Here is a 16107-nt window from a genome sequence, read left to right on the forward strand (position 1 = left end):
GGACTCGATCTAATAAAATCTAAACTTGAAGACACTGCGAAAAGTGTTATCATACTGCAGTTTCTGGTAATGAACTTGGATCGGAAGCTAAGGTCCTTTTTGTCTCAATTTTGGATTCGATCAATTTTTGCATTACGAATCAAAAATCTGGCTGCTGTAATTGGATTCTGATCCGTTCAGCAAGCCCTATTTAAAAAAGTTATCGTTCTCATGCCAACCCTCTCACCTCAAATATGCGTATCCCACATAAGGCGGAAAATCAACATATTGTGGTGAAGAATAAAGTTAAAGCTATTTGTAATTTCTATATTTAGGAATTCTTTATTTAAATACCTTAAAAGAGAAACTTTCCTTCAGCTGCATAATCATAGTGCTCACCATTGTATCGAATGCGATAAATGGGATTAAAGGACTTTAATGAGTGAAATTCGCTGACGGGAATCGTCGCTTGATAAATGCACTTGCCATCGGCGTCAAGTGTCTTAGTCGCGACGAGGAAATAGAGTTTGCCAAGCACATTTACGTTGACAACGCTACCTTCCGGCGCTCGGCACGACACGGTTATCATCTCTTTCTCCGGTGTTATCAGCTGATCTAAACGCGGTATCTGCTCATCAATAATATGGTCAAATGCCTTCTGTGCCGTTGCTGAAAGCTTTTGTGCTTTTACGGCATCGATCAGTGCCGGATTCGCTTCAAAAGCACTGTAATTATAGTAAAGGCTGCCCTTAATCTGTTGTAATGATTGGTTAAGGTTTATTTGTTTGGTCAATTCAGTTGTGCCGTACCACGGCTTCGACGAATCCTCATTTTGAATCCGATAAGCACCGTGCCCAATATATAAATCGACATCTGTATCAGCCACAACATCAGTCCACCATTCTGCAAGCACTTGATAATCTGCAATATCATAGCCGATGTACCAATAGAGCTGCGGGGCAATATAGTCTACATACCCTTCTTCTACCCACTTTTTTGTGTCGGCATAGTGGCTAAAATAGGACTGGCTGCCACGTGTTTGACTTCCCTCTTTCAGACTCGTATCATTTGCCCAAATCCCAAATGGGCTGACGCCAAATTGACAAGTTGGGTCAATGGCGTGTACGCGTGTGTCAACTTCCTTGATCATATGCGTCACAACGCGTCGTCTGAAATCAGCCAAGGCTTCGCCGCTGTAACAATACTGCGTATAAGCAGCCGAATCTTCAAAATTCTGTCCCGGATAAAAGTAATCGTCAAAATGAATGCCATCGACATCATAATGTTCAACGATTTCGGCAACACCATTGACAATCAGCTTTTCGACTGCCGGCAATCCCGGATTAAAGTATATGTTGCCATCAGTATGCCTTACTGTCCATTCCGGATGCTGTCTTGCTATGTTCTCAGCAGACAGCTTTGCATAGGGATCTACTTCCGATTTCGACATGTCCCGTGTAACGCGGTATGGGTTAATCCACGCGTGCAGTTCAATCCCCATTGCATGCGCCTGCGTTACCCAGTATGCCAGTGGATCAAATGAATCTGACGGCGCGACGCCTTCTGTTCCAGTTAAAAATTTAGACCACGGAAACAGTGCTGACGGATACAGGGCATCACCTGTAGGCCGCACCTGCAAAAAAACGGCATTCATGCCAGCTGCTTTTGCTGTTTTCAAAATTTGGTCTGCATCTGCTTTCAAACGCTCTGAATCTTGAGTTGAACTGCTTGGGTAATCAATTCCATAAACCGTTGCCACCCAAAGCCCTTTCATTGTCGTATCCGCCATAACGACATTTGCACTAAGACAAATCAATAAAGTAATGCCAACCATTATACACTTTCTTAATCTTTTCGCCATGATTACCTCTTTCAGTGTTGGTTTATTCATCTATCGCAATGTTGCACCATGTCAGTACTTCGATTGGTAAATGATTTTAATAAATGTTGTCAATGTAGAATGCAATAACCTCTGTTTACTGCTTACTGTATCAATTCGAAGGACATTCTCACCGGATTGTGATCAGACGCTTCAAAACCAAGATCATCTGTTTTCACATCTACGATCCTTACATTCGGCGAAACCAGAAAACCATCAATAATTCCCACTTGTGTTATATCCGGCTGATAAGATGCATTGAGCAGGCGATATGTTGGCGCCGTATTATCAATAGCCCATTGCCAGCCAACTGGTGTCCAATCCGCTTCAATTTGATACGGCTTATAGTATTTACCATTTTCGAACAATGGGAAATCATTCATATCAACAGATGGAAATGTCTGATTAAAATCACCGCCTAGAATAACATAGTTCCCCTCTTTATACGCTTTTTCCATATATGTTTTCACAACAGCCATTTGCGCAGCGCGAAGTGTTCCGTCATCATATGCAGAAAAATGTGCATTCATAATGATAAGTTGGTGATCGGAATTTTCGATGGCATATCGTGTCACAGCAACACATCGATCCAGCATCACCAGCTTCTGCGGCCATGCGTAGTCGCTCGGAAGTGCCAAGCGTTCCCCGTCCGCCATATCAAAACTGCTAAATGTCGCCTGACCGGCATTGACTTGCCCCATTGGCGGCCAGGGTACAGGAACAAAGAGCACCTTATAATTATAGGCAAAATTGGCTGACATCGCTGCAAAATGCTTCTGAAGCGCCTGATAAGCATCAAAATCATAAGTACGATCCGAGTGAATATCCACCTCTTGAAGAATCATCCAGTCAGCATTTGTCGCATCAAGATATGATTCAATTGACTGATAGTACGCCAGCACCGTATCGAGGTCGTCAGGTTTACTCTTGATGCCGCCATCCATAAAGAAGTCTTCATCAGCACCCAGACCACAGTAACCAATGTTAAACGTTGCAATGTCATATGCTGTATTCTCTTGAACAGCTTGGACACCTTCTGCGTGACGCACTACCGTCGACTCAAAACTCGGCGGTCGATAATCCGTCAGCTGCAAAACCAATATCAAGAGCATTACTGCCATCATAATGATAATGACAATACCGGCAATCACTGTAAGCACTTTATGCATATCCTGCCTCCCCATCTTTGTTTTCAACTCCATTATAGCTTATTTTTACCGCCCTTAATATTATGTTTTAATTAAGGTTTGAATGATGCCAATTCCCTCAAATCAAAATAGCAGTCTCTCTCAGCGTTTAAACAACGCTTGAAAAGACTGCTTTTTGATTCTATTTCGATGCTGTTTCGATATCTGAGACAGGCTGTTTTTTCCACATAATCGTCATATGCCGTACGGATTTGACATCAAAGCGCATGAGCTTAAAGACCAGCTGTATAAAGACACCCATCAGCAGTGCCGAGAGCACTGTGCCAACCCCCACTGCTCCGCCCAGCAGCCATCCCGTTGCCAGAACACTGAGTTCAATCATATTTCTGCAAACACCCACGGGCAAATGCAGGCGTTTAGATAGGCCAACCATCAGACTGTCTCTCGGACCGGCACCAAAACCGGAGCTGATATAAAAATACGATGCAAAGGCAATCACCAATAAGCCAGTGACCAGCAGCATCACTTTTCCTATATAAGCATCTGGGGTCGTAATCCATTGATTTTGCAAAATCACATCGCAAAAGATCCCAATCAGCGTCATGTTGAGCACTGTGCCAATGCCAATCTTTTCACCCAGTATGATGGCAATCAGCATGGCAATACCGCCAACGATAATTGATGTGACACCATAACTCAGGCCAATGTGTTCGCTGATCCCATAGTGAAATGTATCCCAAGGCGCATAGCCAATTTGAGCTTGTACAGTCATAATAATACCGACAGAATAGAGGCAAAGTCCAAATATAAGTCTTAGAGCGTTTTTAACCATAATACACCTTTTCATCCTTCAGATTATAGGTTATGATAATGTATGACAACTTCATCACATTGTATGACATAACCTTTTAATTTTCTTTTTACAGAACTGCTCATTTTTACTTATTATAGTGCTTACACTAAAAAAGTCAACGTTATATTGTTTGTCATACAATTTTGCGAATAAATGGGAGAGACGTTATGTGGCTGCCAAAACAGATTAATACCAACATCGCACTTTATAAAGCAATTGCCGATTCACTCGAACGCGATATACACACCGGGAAATTAAAATCTAATGATCGACTGCCGCCCCAACGACAGCTCGCAGAAACAATTGGGGTCAATCTGACCACTGTTACTCGAGCTTATCGTGAAGCAAACCAGCGTGGTCTCATCGAAACACGCAAGGGAGATGGCACTTATGTCAAAGCACGTGGTATTGCATACAACGCAAATACATCAATTCAAGCGCTGCAAAATTCACTTATCGATTTTGGTTTCGTCAATCCAGGCATTGCTGATTTAACCCCTCTTCTAAAGACAATCCGTCAGGTTGGCAGCGCATCGGAAGTAATGGATATTTATCACTATGTCGACAGTGCAGGATTGCAGCGCCATCGCCAAACGGCGGCCAACTGGCTTTCGCAATTCGGCTTTCGCAATATCAACGTCAATCAGATCATTTTGACCGGCGGTGCTATGAATGCAATTCACTGCACTTTGCTGGGACTGTTTCAACCTGGTGATACCATTGCATCTGACCCGTTGACATTTCCCGGTTTCATAAACGCAGCCAAATTATGCGGTATTCATTTAATGGCTATTCCCAGTGATAATGAAGGCATGCTGCCAACCGCTCTCGCCGATGCTTGCCATACGCAGCAGATTAAAGGCGTTTATCTGATGCCGAATATGCAAAATCCAACTTCCACTTGCATGAGTGACCGTCGAAAGATGCAGCTCGCTGAAGTCATCCGTTCAGCAGATCTGCGCTTAATCGAAGATGACGTCTTTGCATTTACCAATTTAGAGAGCACGACAGCTCTTTCTGCCATGCTGCCTCAACATAGTATTTATATATGCAGTTTTTCAAAAACACTCTATCCTGGCTTGCGTATCGCCTATGTTAAGGTTTCTGGTAGAGACTGCAATGCTTTTCTCAATGCATTGGTTCATACGGTTTGGATGGCGTCTCCATTAAATGCTGAAATCCTGTCGCGTATGATTGAAAGCAATGATATTCATAAAGTCGCCGTCAGTATTCGCGCCGCTATCTCTTCAAGGCAGCAGTTCGCTAGAAAGAATCTGAGTGATTTTGAGCTCTCTGTTAATCAAGAAAGTATGTTTCTGTGGCTGACTTTGCCTGAAGAATGGCATGCAGATGCTTTTGAAAATGCTGCGCTTCGCGTGGGCATTCGCGTTATTGCTTCTAAAAAATTTAGTGTTGACAACAGCCATTGTCCAAATGCCATCCGCATCGCGCTTACCACCGAACCGGATGATAAGCGTTTTCATGAAGGCATTCTCAAGCTCAAGGCACTACTGCATCAAAGTCCGACTGTTGTAGATGCTGTTATGTAAATCATTTGCGACCTCGCATTATCACTGTTAGGTCATCTGTAAAAATCTTAAGTGTTCAAATCATATTCATTGAATCAAAAAAGTGTTCCTTCATACTTTTATGCATGAAAGAACACCTTTATTGGTTTCTTGACACTTCGAACAGTGTAAAGACCCTAGCAGAATCTTATGCACCGTTTCCGCCACAGCCGCCATGTCCCTTGCCATGTCCACCGCAGCAGCCACCGCGACTATGCCCATGTTCATGAGCGCTTTGGTCGCCGTTTTGATGCTTTTTTTCACCCTCTCCACAACAGTTGCCTTTATTTTCAGCCTGCGCACCATGATGACCGTGTCCGTGTCCGCCACAGCATCCGCCAGCCTTATGACGCTCGTGATTCCCGCAGCCGCAGCCGCCTTTACCTTCGCTCATTTGCCATTCTCCTTTTAATCGTGTTATTGGCAAAAGTATAAACGCATCTCAGGCATCTGTCAATTTATTTTTATAAAGTATTGCCCTGATTCGACATCGACAATCGCAGCCATACCTGCTGATAGATCACCTGCAATAATCTCCTTGGAAATTACCGTTTCTACCTGACGTTCGATAAAGCGTTTCAATGGTCTTGCACCAAATTCCGGGTTATAGGCATCCTGAATAATCTGTTCTTTTGCTTTTTGCGTAATCTGTAAGCTGATTTCCTGTTCTTTCAGTCTCTCTTCCAAGTGGATTACCATAATATCGATGATTTGTTTTAAGTCCGTTTTTGTCAGTGGCGAAAAAACGACCGTCTCATCCAATCGGTTGATAAGCTCCGGTTTAAAGTATTGGTACATCTGCGACAGAACCGCGTCTTTGGCTGAATCGCCGATGGTATTGTTGTATTTGAGCTCATCCAGCAAGATATCACTGCCGATGTTAGAGGTCATGATAACCACTGTGTTTTTAAAACTTACGGTTCGCCCCTGACTGTCCGTAAGGCGTCCGTCATCCAATAACTGCAACAGCACGTTAAAGACTTCAGGATGCGCCTTCTCTACCTCGTCAAATAGAATGACTGAATAGGCTTGGCGCCGAACCGCTTCCGTGAGCATCCCGCCCTGATCATAGCCAACATACCCTGGAGGCGCGCCAATTAGACGCGATACGGCATGCTTTTCCATATACTCGCTCATATCAATGCGAATAAGGTTTTGTTCACTATCAAAGAGCGCCTCTGCGAGTGCTTTAGCAAGTTCAGTTTTACCGACACCTGTCGGTCCTAAGAATAAAAATGAGCCAATGGGTTTATTGGGATCTTTTAATCCCGCCCGTGCACGCAGCACCGCATCACTAACCGCTGCAACAGCATCATCTTGTCCGATAACGCGCTGATGAAGGATATTTTCAAGCTGCAATAAACGCTCTTTTTCTGATGCATTCAGTTTGGAAACTGGAATACCCGTCCATTTTGAAATAATTTCTGCTATTTCCTGTTCTGTAACAGCTTCACTAAGCATGTGTTCTTTTTCCTGAGAACGCGCTGCCGCAGATTCAAGTTGCTTTTCAAGTGTGGGAAGTTCTCCATATTTTAAGGATGCAAGCGCTTCTAAATCATAAGCGCGTTCAGCTTCTTCGATTTTCAGCTTAACATTTTCGATTTGCTGTCGAATATCCTTTTCTGCATTGCGTGCACGCTTTTCCAATTCCCATTTGAGTTTCATCTCTGATGTCCGCTCTTTGAGCGATTCGATTTCTTCTGAAATTTTTTCTAACCTGACGGCTGAAGCGTGATCAGATTCTTTTAGCAAAGCTTGTTTTTCGATTTCAAGCTGCATTTGACGCCTTGAAACCTCGTCGAGCTCACTTGGCATACTGTCAATTTCAGTTCGAATTTTTGCCGCAGCCTCATCCATGAGATCTATTGCTTTATCCGGAAGAAAACGATCTGTGATGTAACGATCTGATAATACGGCGCATGCGACTAACGCACCGTCTGTAATACGCACACCATGATGCAATTCAAACTTTTCCTTGAGACCGCGAAGAATGGAAATCGTATCCTCCACAGTAGGCTGATCAATTTGTATAGGTTGAAAACGGCGTTCAAGCGCTGCATCCTTTTCAATATACTTGCGATATTCATCCAAGGTTGTTGCACCAATACATTTTAGAACGCCTCGTGCTAAGAGCGGTTTCAACAAGTTTCCTGCATCCATGGCACCTTCAGTTTTTCCGGCACCGACAATAGTATGCAATTCATCTATAAATAGAACGACTTCACCTTCTGCTGCTTGTACTTCATCTAAAACTGCTTTCAACCGTTCCTCAAACTCACCTCTGAATTTAGCACCTGCAATGAGCGCTCCCATATCCAAGGCAAACAATTGCTTGCCTTTAAGGTTTTCTGGCACATCACCCTTTAGAATGCGCTGCGCTAACCCTTCGACAACCGCAGTCTTCCCGACGCCTGGCTCTCCGACCAAAACAGGATTATTTTTCGTTCTTCTCGATAAGATTCGGACAGTACGACGAATTTCCGCATCTCGCCCGATAACCGGATCCAACTTGCCTTGACGTGCCATCTCAATTAAATCTCGGCTGTATTTGCGAAGTGATTCAAATTGGTCACCATCCCCACCACCATTTACACCGCCGTTTTCCGCAGCATATCGTAAAGCGTCCAAAAATGAATCTTTTGTAATGCCGTAACGTTTAATCAGATCAGCAGAAAGTGTCCTTCGCTCATTAATAAGCATTAGGTAGACGTGTTCAAGTCCCGTTAACCCTGATCCCATGCGCTCTGCTTCTTCTTCTGCGAGAATCAGAAGCTGGTTAAAGCGGCGCGTTCCTGTAATTTGAACATCTTCACCTAGAACTTGCGGCATCTTTTCAAGGGAATCGTAAAGATCATTTTCGTATTTAACAACATCTGCGCCTAAATACTGCAAGATCCGTCTGATTAAACTGCTTTCAACTTTTATAAGGCCATAGTGTAAGTGTTCACCTTCCACCTTTGCGTGATTCAGCTTAATCGCCGTACGATGTGCTATTTCAATGGCTTCGTTTAATTTTGGCGACAATTTATCTAAATTCATAAGCAGTACCTCCTCAATCATTTTATCAATCCACAATATGCGTTGTTAGCACTCTTCGGCGTCGAGTGCTAATCTAATACTATTATATGCTTGTCACTAAGCGGTGTCAATCCATGGAATTGTAAACAAACTGTTATCAATGGTACTGTCATCTGGATACGACAAAACCCTCTATTATTAACAATAGAGGGCTTTCTATTCTAATTGCTTTATTAAAAATCATTCACCGTTTACTTCTTTTTGTCAGCACTTTGTGAACTGCTATAGTTTTCTCACTTTATCGCGTGTAATGTCTGCGAGTGTTTTACAGCCGGTCATAAGCATGGCATTTTCAAGTTCATCTTTAATTTTATCCGTATAGATTTTGACGCCTTCTGCATCGCCGCCATAGATGGCCGTTGCATAAGGTCTGGCGATAATGACGCCATGCGCACCCATTGCGATTGCTTTAAACACGTCGATACCGCTTCTAAAACCGCCATCAATCAGTATCTTTGCCTTCCCATCAACCGCTTCAATTATTTCTTCAAGTACAGAAATTGTGGACGGTGTTTCGTCTAGCACTCTGCCGCCATGATTTGAAACGAGCACAGCGTAGACGCCTGCATCGACGGCTTTTTTGGCAGCAGCTGCCGTCATGACCCCTTTTAGTATAAACGGCAGTTCGGTACTGTCGACAATCGCTTTAAGCGTCTCTACGGACATTGGGAAAACAGGTTTGCCAAGTTTGCCAAGTAGTGTTAAGCCCGCTGCGTCGATATCCATCGCAACAGCGGCGGCATTCACCGATTCTGCCATTTTAATCTTCTTAATCACTTCTTCTTTGCTCCATGGCTTAATCGTCGGCACACCGCATCCCTCGTGCTCGCCAATCGCTTCAATTGTTCCGTTAAAAACAGCATCTACGACACCATCACCTGTGAATGCAATACTTCCGGCAGCTTTACAGCCCTTTATCAACGCTGTCGAATACGTCAAGTCATCATATTTGTCACTATAGTGCTGCTGCACGGCGCCTATAGGACCTGCAAAAACCGGCAAGTCATACTTTTTACCAAAGAGTTCAACATGACAGTCCGGTACAAAATTTTCGTAAATAGTATCCATATTAAGTGCAATAAGCTTTAAATCATTGTAATTTCGTATAAAACCGCGACCCGTTCCCTTGCCGCCGGGGCCCGGAATAATGCCTTTGCATGCAACGCCGTTACACTCTGGGCAAACACGACAATTGGGACCAATATCCGCTTTTGCTTTCTTGACGATTTCTTGATAATTCATACCTTCCTCCTCGAATTTCCTCTGACATTACAAATCAAAGACAACTTTTAAACACTGGCCTATGATTTCAATGTCTTTTTGTGGGATCTCTTTTTTTATCATATCACTCGTAACAATCACCATGTTGCGATCCAATGTTTGTATACGACCGACATAGTACTTATTCTGGTATTTAAAATGCATAACAGCGCCTGTCATCACAGACTTCGTTTTCAATGTTAAAACTTTATCACCTTTACGAAGTCGCAGTTTTAAATCGCAATCCGATGATAAATGGATATAATAGAGTTTATCACCATTGTGCCCTTCAACTTTGTTTTGCAAAACCGGATGTGGAATAACAGCGATCTGCGTATTTTTCGCCAGATCAATCACTGGTACCTCATAGATTAACTGACCGATGATTCCAGCCCATTGGGCATTGGGTTCTACCGGTTTTTGTACTTTTTCCTGCTGTACCAATTTTGACTTTTGCGGCTGGGAGCTGTTCGCACGATCATAATCTGACGCTTGTTCAGACAGAGGTGCCACCTTTGTTCCCAAGGCTTTTAATATTTGATCCGCGATCTGTTCATTGATAATTTTTTTCCCGCTTTCAATTTGTAGAATATATGAAATCTGCAAACCACACTTTTTCGCGAGTTCTTTCTCGGTCAGGCCGGCTTGAAGCCTTGCCTTTTTAATTTTTTCTGCTAAACGATTCATGATGCCCATAACCTCTCTATATAAATTTTTATCTTTTATGTGATTGTGTGATCGTCCGTATTGTCCATCATTTCGGATAGGCTTACTTCTTCATATTGAATAGGCTCTGGCTTTGAATAGTAAAAACCTTGCACCGTATCGTATCCAACTGTTTTTAAGATGCCAATTTGTTCAATTGTCTCAACCCCTTCTGCAACAACTTCATAGTCATACGCTTCTGTGATTCTTCGAATGGCTGCAAGCATTGCAACCGTTTTGTCATCGGATGTAATACGATCAATAAAGGACTTGTCTATTTTGACTTCGTCAATATCAATATTCTTTAAATAGTTAAGCGAAGAATAACCCGTACCAAAGTCATCCAAGGAAATGGAAAACCCCATTGCCTTTAAGGTGGCGACGGTCCCTTTAATATTGTCAAGATCGCTGATAAAAACATCTTCTGTTATTTCCAGGACAAACTGCTTTGGATCAATGCTAAATTTATCAACAGCATGTTTCACAATGCTGATAAACTGTTTTTCAACAAAAAAGATCGGCGATATATTAATTGCAATTTTAATGTGTTCACCAAATTTACGATGGACAAAGTGATGTTCAAAAAAGACCTGCTCCAACATGTATTGTCCAAAGACCAATGCCAAATTTGAACGGTTAATCGCGGGGATAAATACACCGGGACTCACAAACCCCAATGTGGAAGAATACCATCTTGCCAATGCTTCGACACCAACAACCGCTTCAGACGTTAGTGACACTTTATTCTGATATGCGACGGTGATCTCCTGATTGTAAATAGCATACTCTAAAAGCTTGCTCATCTTTAAGTCATTTTCAATCACTTCAAGCATGGTATCTTCAAATCGATAGACTTTTAGATCACGATTTTCCTTTGCATATTTCATGGCAATAGACGTATGCTTGTAAAGCGTATCAAAATCACGTCCGTGTTCCGGATAGACAGCATAGGCGTAATGAAAATCAATTGTCTGTTTTATTTGATTACGTTCCAAACGTTCATTGAGGACACGCTTAAACGCATTGATAATTTTAATCAAATCGCTTTGATGAATCTCTTCAAACCAGATGGAAAACTCGTTGCCGCTCGTTCGTGCGATCATTGCTTTTTCATCTTTAACCGCCAGAAAAGACTGCCCAACATGTTTTAAGATAAAGTCGCCAACCTCACTGCCAACTGTCGAATTGACGATTTTAAAATCTTTAATATCCAGTTGAAGCACGTAACCTGAACGAATCCCCTTTTCGACTCTTTGATTGACGTAATCTGAAAACCGATTGCGATTTGGCAACTCACTGATTACATCATTGTAGGCTAAAAAAGTAATTCGATCGGCTTGCCTTTTTAAGTGATCGTTTGCTTTTTCAATGGCACATGACATTTGGTTGAAACCCACGACCAGTTGACCGACTTCATCATTGCGGCTAATGGTCTCAATTTGTCTGAACTGACCGCCACTGGCATCTTTCATTCCCTCTAATATGCGTTTCATCGGTTTGGTAATTGAGGTCACAAACATAGAGGCACCAATAATCCCAATGGCCGAGAAGAGACCTGCCGATAAAATGAGCACGAGAATAATGCTCCTTGCACTCTTGTTGAAATCCTCTTCATAAGTCGTTGCGACAACAATCCAATCCCAATTTGGCATGTATTGCGCATAGGTAATTTTTTCGCCAATGCGATCTTCTGTTGGAAAAGCCCATGCATAATGCGCATAACCGCCGCCTTTCTTGGCGATGGCAATCTGATCCTGTACGAGATAGTAGCCTTCACGAATTGGATCGACGACATCCCAGAGATTCTGATTTTCCAAGGTTGGATGGGCAACTGCATTGCCTTTGGAATCATATATAATAAAGTAACCGTGTTCGCCAAGATCAATCCCCGTATTTAAATCGCGATGTCCTGCCGGCGTCAGCTGTCCATTTAAAAACACCCTAACACTTTCAACGACTTCATCATATGTATAATAACCGCGTTCATAATCTTCCCATAATTCATCCAAATAAGCACTCGCCATGACAACGCCGTTCTCTAGAATCGTTTTGCCCTTGTCATCCAGCGCACGTTTTGAAATCGTGTAACTGACAGCGCCAATTGCGCATACTGTCATCAGCACGAGTATAATAATATAAATTAACAATCTTTTGGACAGCGCCATATTTCGCCAATGTTTCATATGAGAACTCCTCAACTTCTTAGCAACCATGCTAGCATCAACGGCAAACGGTCGCTTAGCATCCGAACCAATGGAAAAAGCATTAGCAAGAATACTTCAAAAATGTAGAGCGAACGCACTTTTCGATTTTGATTAAAGTGATAATACTGGTACACCATACGTTTTAGCGTTTCAATTTTTTGTGCATTGATTTGATAACGTTCATCGAGTTCAAAATGATTGGAAAGCCAATCGTAGCCCTCTCTGGAAATATTGTCAAACTCAGCATCAGAGGGGCGCTCAAAGAGTTTGAGGTTTCGCGTCAGTTTAAACTTAAAGACAATGGTTTCGCGTACAATTCGCATCGTCGTCTTCGTAATTCTCGATCTTCCCGCTGCAAGCTTTGTAATCATTGGTTCTACAGAATCCATAACGCGATTCAAATGCGCCTCCGTATGCATGAAGCCCGTTGACTTTGCAACAGCTTCTGCAATATGTTTAATCATCGGCCTAAATGGAATTGTCAATGTCGGTGTTACAATCCATTCGCCATAATCGCCGACAACTGCTTCGTAATGGTCATAATACATCGCAAAGTCATCATAGTTAACAGTCTGTATTTGTGCAATAAAAGCAAGAAAATCTCTAATTTCCGCCTCCGTAAAATCAACAAAAGTCGCGACGCCAAAGCTGTACAAATAAACTTCACGTTTCTCGACCGGACGCTTCAATACCAATTCAACGAGTTCATGATCAATCAGCAGCACTTCTTGCCATTTTACCGTACGTGTGACGTTGAAAACAGAAGCAATTGCACTAAGGTCTAATTTTTCAGCCAGTTTGACCGACAAAAATTTAACTTCGTTCATAGCCGCCTCTTCTACTTTAATAAGTCCAAGATCATAAGGATAACTTCTGCAACAATAAGTACAACGATCAGCCACTCGATAAAAGCGCCGCGCATTGAATGACTAATGGTTGCAAAGCCATCAATAATACTGTTGATAATATCAGTCTTCTGCTTCATGATTTCATATCGGTCGTTGAGTTCGAAAAATTCAGCCATCTGATCGTAAAGCTGACTGTTGAGATGACTTTCCCATGTTGAATCCGGTTTATCTAAAATCATGATATAGGCAATACTGCTGTATTCATGATGCAGCACTTGCGAGATTGTCTTTGCAAGCTTTCGATCACTCAATCGCAGTTTCCCCTTCTCTAAGCGGTCTACCATGACTTCAATTTTATCTAATATGCTTTTCAAATGTTCTTCAACACTTTCCAGTGCAACGGACTTTGCAATAACTGTTGCTGCAAGTTCCAAATACGCCGGATCATATAATTTGACAAACAATTGCTCATCGGTAAAAACAAAAGGCGTCTCGTCCGACAGTGTATCATCAATGACAATTTCATAATCATCATTGAAGCGACGCCAATGGCTCATGTCGATATCTTTTTCAAAGCCCTTCAAAGATTGAATCAGCTGATTGTCTTCATCTGGTGAAAAGTTAATCGATACCACGGCGCCAAAAGAAAAGATAAACGCCGACTTTTCATCGAGCATATCGTTCTGAAATAATTTTTGAAGCAACAGCTCTGTCAGTATGAGCGGTTCTTCCCAAGTATATTTTTTTCGTATACCAAATTCTTGCGCGATGTTATTTAAATCAATTTCTTTTGAGACTGCATATGCCTTAATTTTCATGTTTTCAAGCCTCCCGCTCACATTTATATCCTACCACATAGCAATTAAACTGACCATATTTAAGCATTATTTCTTTGAATATTATTGACTTCTTACAATCATTCAAGTATTATGTCTTTAACATATATATGCACATGACATATAAGGAGGCTTTATGATTGGCAAACCCGGACGCCACGTACCGGCATTTGTATTGTTAATGCTGGCTGAAAAACCGCGATATGGTTTAGAAATTTTAAATGAACTCAACGAGCGACTTCCCTACAGTCGATTTGACAGTGCTGCCGTTTACAAGGCACTTAATAAATTAGAAGAAAGTGCCTGCGTCTCCTTCAGCTGGGATCATAACGAACCCGGTCCACCTAAAAAAATCTATGCATTGACCTCAAGCGGCCAAACGACTTTAGAAAACTTTTACGACGATATTAAAATGCGGCGCAGCAATCTTGATTTTTTCTTAAATACGTATCAAACGTTGAAAGGCGGTATTGACCATGAGTGACTATGCACTCTACTTTTTAGCCATCGGTGCCTTGATTTTTTCTTATTACAAGGACCGTGCCAAAACACTAAAAGCGTTAAAAGTCAGCTATAAATCTATTATGAAACTCATGCCGGCTATTTTACCGATGATGTTTTTTATTGGCATATCACTCTCTGTGCTAAGCGAAGAACTCATCAGCCAATTACTGGGTGCCGGTTCCGGCATTGTTGGCATGCTCATCGCATTTGTCGTCGGTGCACTTGCTTTCATGCCAAGTTTTGTTGCTTTTCCGCTTGGTGCCAATCTTCTGGAACACGGCGCCGGCTACCCACAAATAGCCGCTTTTGTCTCCAGCCTTATGGGCGTTGGCGTCGCTTCACTCGGCGTTGAAATGAAATACTTTGGGAAACGAGCTGCTTTTTTGAGAAATGCAGTATCTGTTCTAGCATCTATCTGTTTTGCAATGATTATCTGGAGGGTTATGTAATGAAGCGTTTTATAATATTGATCAAGACATATAAGTGGCTTCTTGTCCTGATGGCAGGTATGGGAATGCTTGGTTTATATTCACCGTCTATGGGCACCAACGCTTTTAATTTGACGCTTGTCAACATACAGTCCATGCTTAAAATACTGCCGCCTATTTTTATCCTCATTGGATTGCTGGATGCATGGGTACCGCGCGAGACAATGATCCGACACATGGGGCATGATTCAGGCATCAAGGGAATCCTCATCGCCTTTGTGCTTGGTTCATTCGCTGCAGGCCCACTTTATGCCGCTTTTCCCGTTGCGGCAATATTGCTGAAAAAAGGCGCCAGGCTCAGCTATGTTCTCTTTTTTCTCGGTGTATGGTCAACTTCCAAGCTGCCGATGGTGCTCTTTGAAGTGACTTCTTTTGGCTTGACATTTACTTTGATCCACATTATCAGTAATTTGACTGTGTTTCTCATAGGTGCTGTGTTGATTGAATCGGCGCTTGGTGAAAAAGGTTCACACGCGGTCTTGGAAAGTGTTAATCAGCTTTCATAAACGATTTCTCTCGAAGATTATGTTAAGCTCTTCGCTGCTTGTTACCATTTTTAAAGCAATTCGTTTAATTCTGTTAAACATCAAAGCATTAAAAAGCGGTTTCATACGTTTGCAAAACGTTGAAAACCGCTTTTTTGGTGTGCCCGGTATGGGCGTAATCTAACGGGTGAGAGTCCCTAACACACCCTGGTAGTGGGAAGTGTATAGCTTAAGGCAAGGGTGTCCTTGGCGACGAGGAATCTGAAGAAAGC

At 42.4% G+C, this 16107-nt stretch carries 14 protein-coding genes; 4 read left to right on the forward strand and 10 right to left on the reverse strand.

The genetic code is table 11. From position 1 onward, the window contains the following. Positions 1-334: 334 nt before the first annotated feature. From KHM83_RS18520 to KHM83_RS18530, 3 genes are all read right to left on the reverse strand, one after another. Positions 335-1840 carry a glycoside hydrolase family 10 protein gene (locus KHM83_RS18520; RefSeq protein ID WP_213238524.1) on the reverse strand — a complete coding sequence of 502 codons (1506 nt, stop codon included), beginning with the start codon at positions 1838-1840 and terminating at the stop codon, positions 335-337. Between the two features lie 122 nt (positions 1841-1962). Continuing rightward, entirely contained in the window at positions 1963-3027 is a 1065-nt protein-coding gene (locus KHM83_RS18525) for an endonuclease/exonuclease/phosphatase family protein (RefSeq protein ID WP_213238525.1), read from the reverse strand. 160 nt (positions 3028-3187) lie between these two features. After that, positions 3188-3838 carry a YczE/YyaS/YitT family protein gene (locus tag KHM83_RS18530; protein ID WP_213238526.1) on the reverse strand — a complete coding sequence of 217 codons (651 nt, stop codon included), beginning with the start codon at positions 3836-3838 and terminating at the stop codon, positions 3188-3190. Positions 3839-4026: 188 nt separating this feature from the next. On the opposite strand from KHM83_RS18530, the gene KHM83_RS18535 reads away from it, so the two are divergent. Next, entirely contained in the window at positions 4027-5409 is a 1383-nt protein-coding gene (locus tag KHM83_RS18535; protein WP_213238527.1) for an aminotransferase-like domain-containing protein, read from the forward strand. A 166-nt stretch (positions 5410-5575) separates the two neighbouring features. Here the strand turns inward: KHM83_RS18535 and KHM83_RS18540 are convergent, their stop codons facing one another. The 7 genes from KHM83_RS18540 to KHM83_RS18570 form a co-directional block, all read right to left on the reverse strand. Beyond that, entirely contained in the window at positions 5576-5821 is a 246-nt protein-coding gene (locus tag KHM83_RS18540) for a hypothetical protein (protein WP_213238537.1), read from the reverse strand. A 59-nt stretch (positions 5822-5880) separates the two neighbouring features. Continuing rightward, positions 5881-8466: an ATP-dependent chaperone ClpB gene (gene clpB, locus KHM83_RS18545; protein WP_213238528.1), complete on the reverse strand. Its 2586-nt coding sequence runs from the start codon at positions 8464-8466 to the stop codon at positions 5881-5883. A gap of 261 nt (positions 8467-8727) precedes the next feature. After that, the gene (locus tag KHM83_RS18550; RefSeq protein WP_213238529.1) at positions 8728-9747 is read right to left on the reverse strand and encodes an alpha-hydroxy-acid oxidizing protein; all 1020 of its coding nucleotides are present in this window, start codon (positions 9745-9747) and stop codon (positions 8728-8730) included. A 27-nt stretch (positions 9748-9774) separates the two neighbouring features. Then, on the reverse strand, positions 9775-10452 hold the full coding sequence (locus tag KHM83_RS18555) for a helix-turn-helix domain-containing protein (protein ID WP_213238530.1): 678 nt from the start codon (positions 10450-10452) through the stop codon (positions 9775-9777). 35 nt (positions 10453-10487) lie between these two features. Further along, a complete protein-coding gene (locus KHM83_RS18560) occupies positions 10488-12653 on the reverse strand; it encodes an EAL domain-containing protein (RefSeq protein ID WP_213238531.1) in 2166 nt (721 codons plus the stop codon). A gap of 11 nt (positions 12654-12664) precedes the next feature. Continuing rightward, positions 12665-13501: an RMD1 family protein gene (locus KHM83_RS18565; protein WP_213238532.1), complete on the reverse strand. Its 837-nt coding sequence runs from the start codon at positions 13499-13501 to the stop codon at positions 12665-12667. Between the two features lie 11 nt (positions 13502-13512). After that, a complete protein-coding gene (locus KHM83_RS18570) occupies positions 13513-14340 on the reverse strand; it encodes an RMD1 family protein (RefSeq protein ID WP_213238533.1) in 828 nt (275 codons plus the stop codon). 154 nt (positions 14341-14494) lie between these two features. On the opposite strand from KHM83_RS18570, the gene KHM83_RS18575 reads away from it, so the two are divergent. Genes KHM83_RS18575 through KHM83_RS18585 form a run of 3 tightly spaced genes read left to right on the forward strand, consistent with a single transcriptional unit; the run spans position 14495 to position 15856 of the window. Next, the gene (locus KHM83_RS18575) at positions 14495-14842 is read left to right on the forward strand and encodes a PadR family transcriptional regulator (RefSeq protein ID WP_213238534.1); all 348 of its coding nucleotides are present in this window, start codon (positions 14495-14497) and stop codon (positions 14840-14842) included. Beyond that, positions 14835-15311 (forward strand): permease, encoded by a 477-nt coding sequence (locus tag KHM83_RS18580; RefSeq protein ID WP_213238535.1) that lies wholly within the window; start codon positions 14835-14837, stop codon positions 15309-15311. Before KHM83_RS18575 ends, KHM83_RS18580 begins: the two co-directional genes overlap by 8 nt. Further along, complete coding sequence (locus KHM83_RS18585; protein ID WP_246543202.1) at positions 15311-15856, forward strand: permease; 546 nt, start codon at positions 15311-15313, stop codon at positions 15854-15856. The genes KHM83_RS18580 and KHM83_RS18585 overlap by 1 nt, the downstream gene beginning before the upstream one ends. Positions 15857-16107: the final 251 nt, after the last annotated feature.

The organism is Fusibacter paucivorans (assembly GCF_018390735.1).
Classification (GTDB): Bacteria; Bacillota; Clostridia; order Peptostreptococcales; family Acidaminobacteraceae; genus Fusibacter; species Fusibacter paucivorans.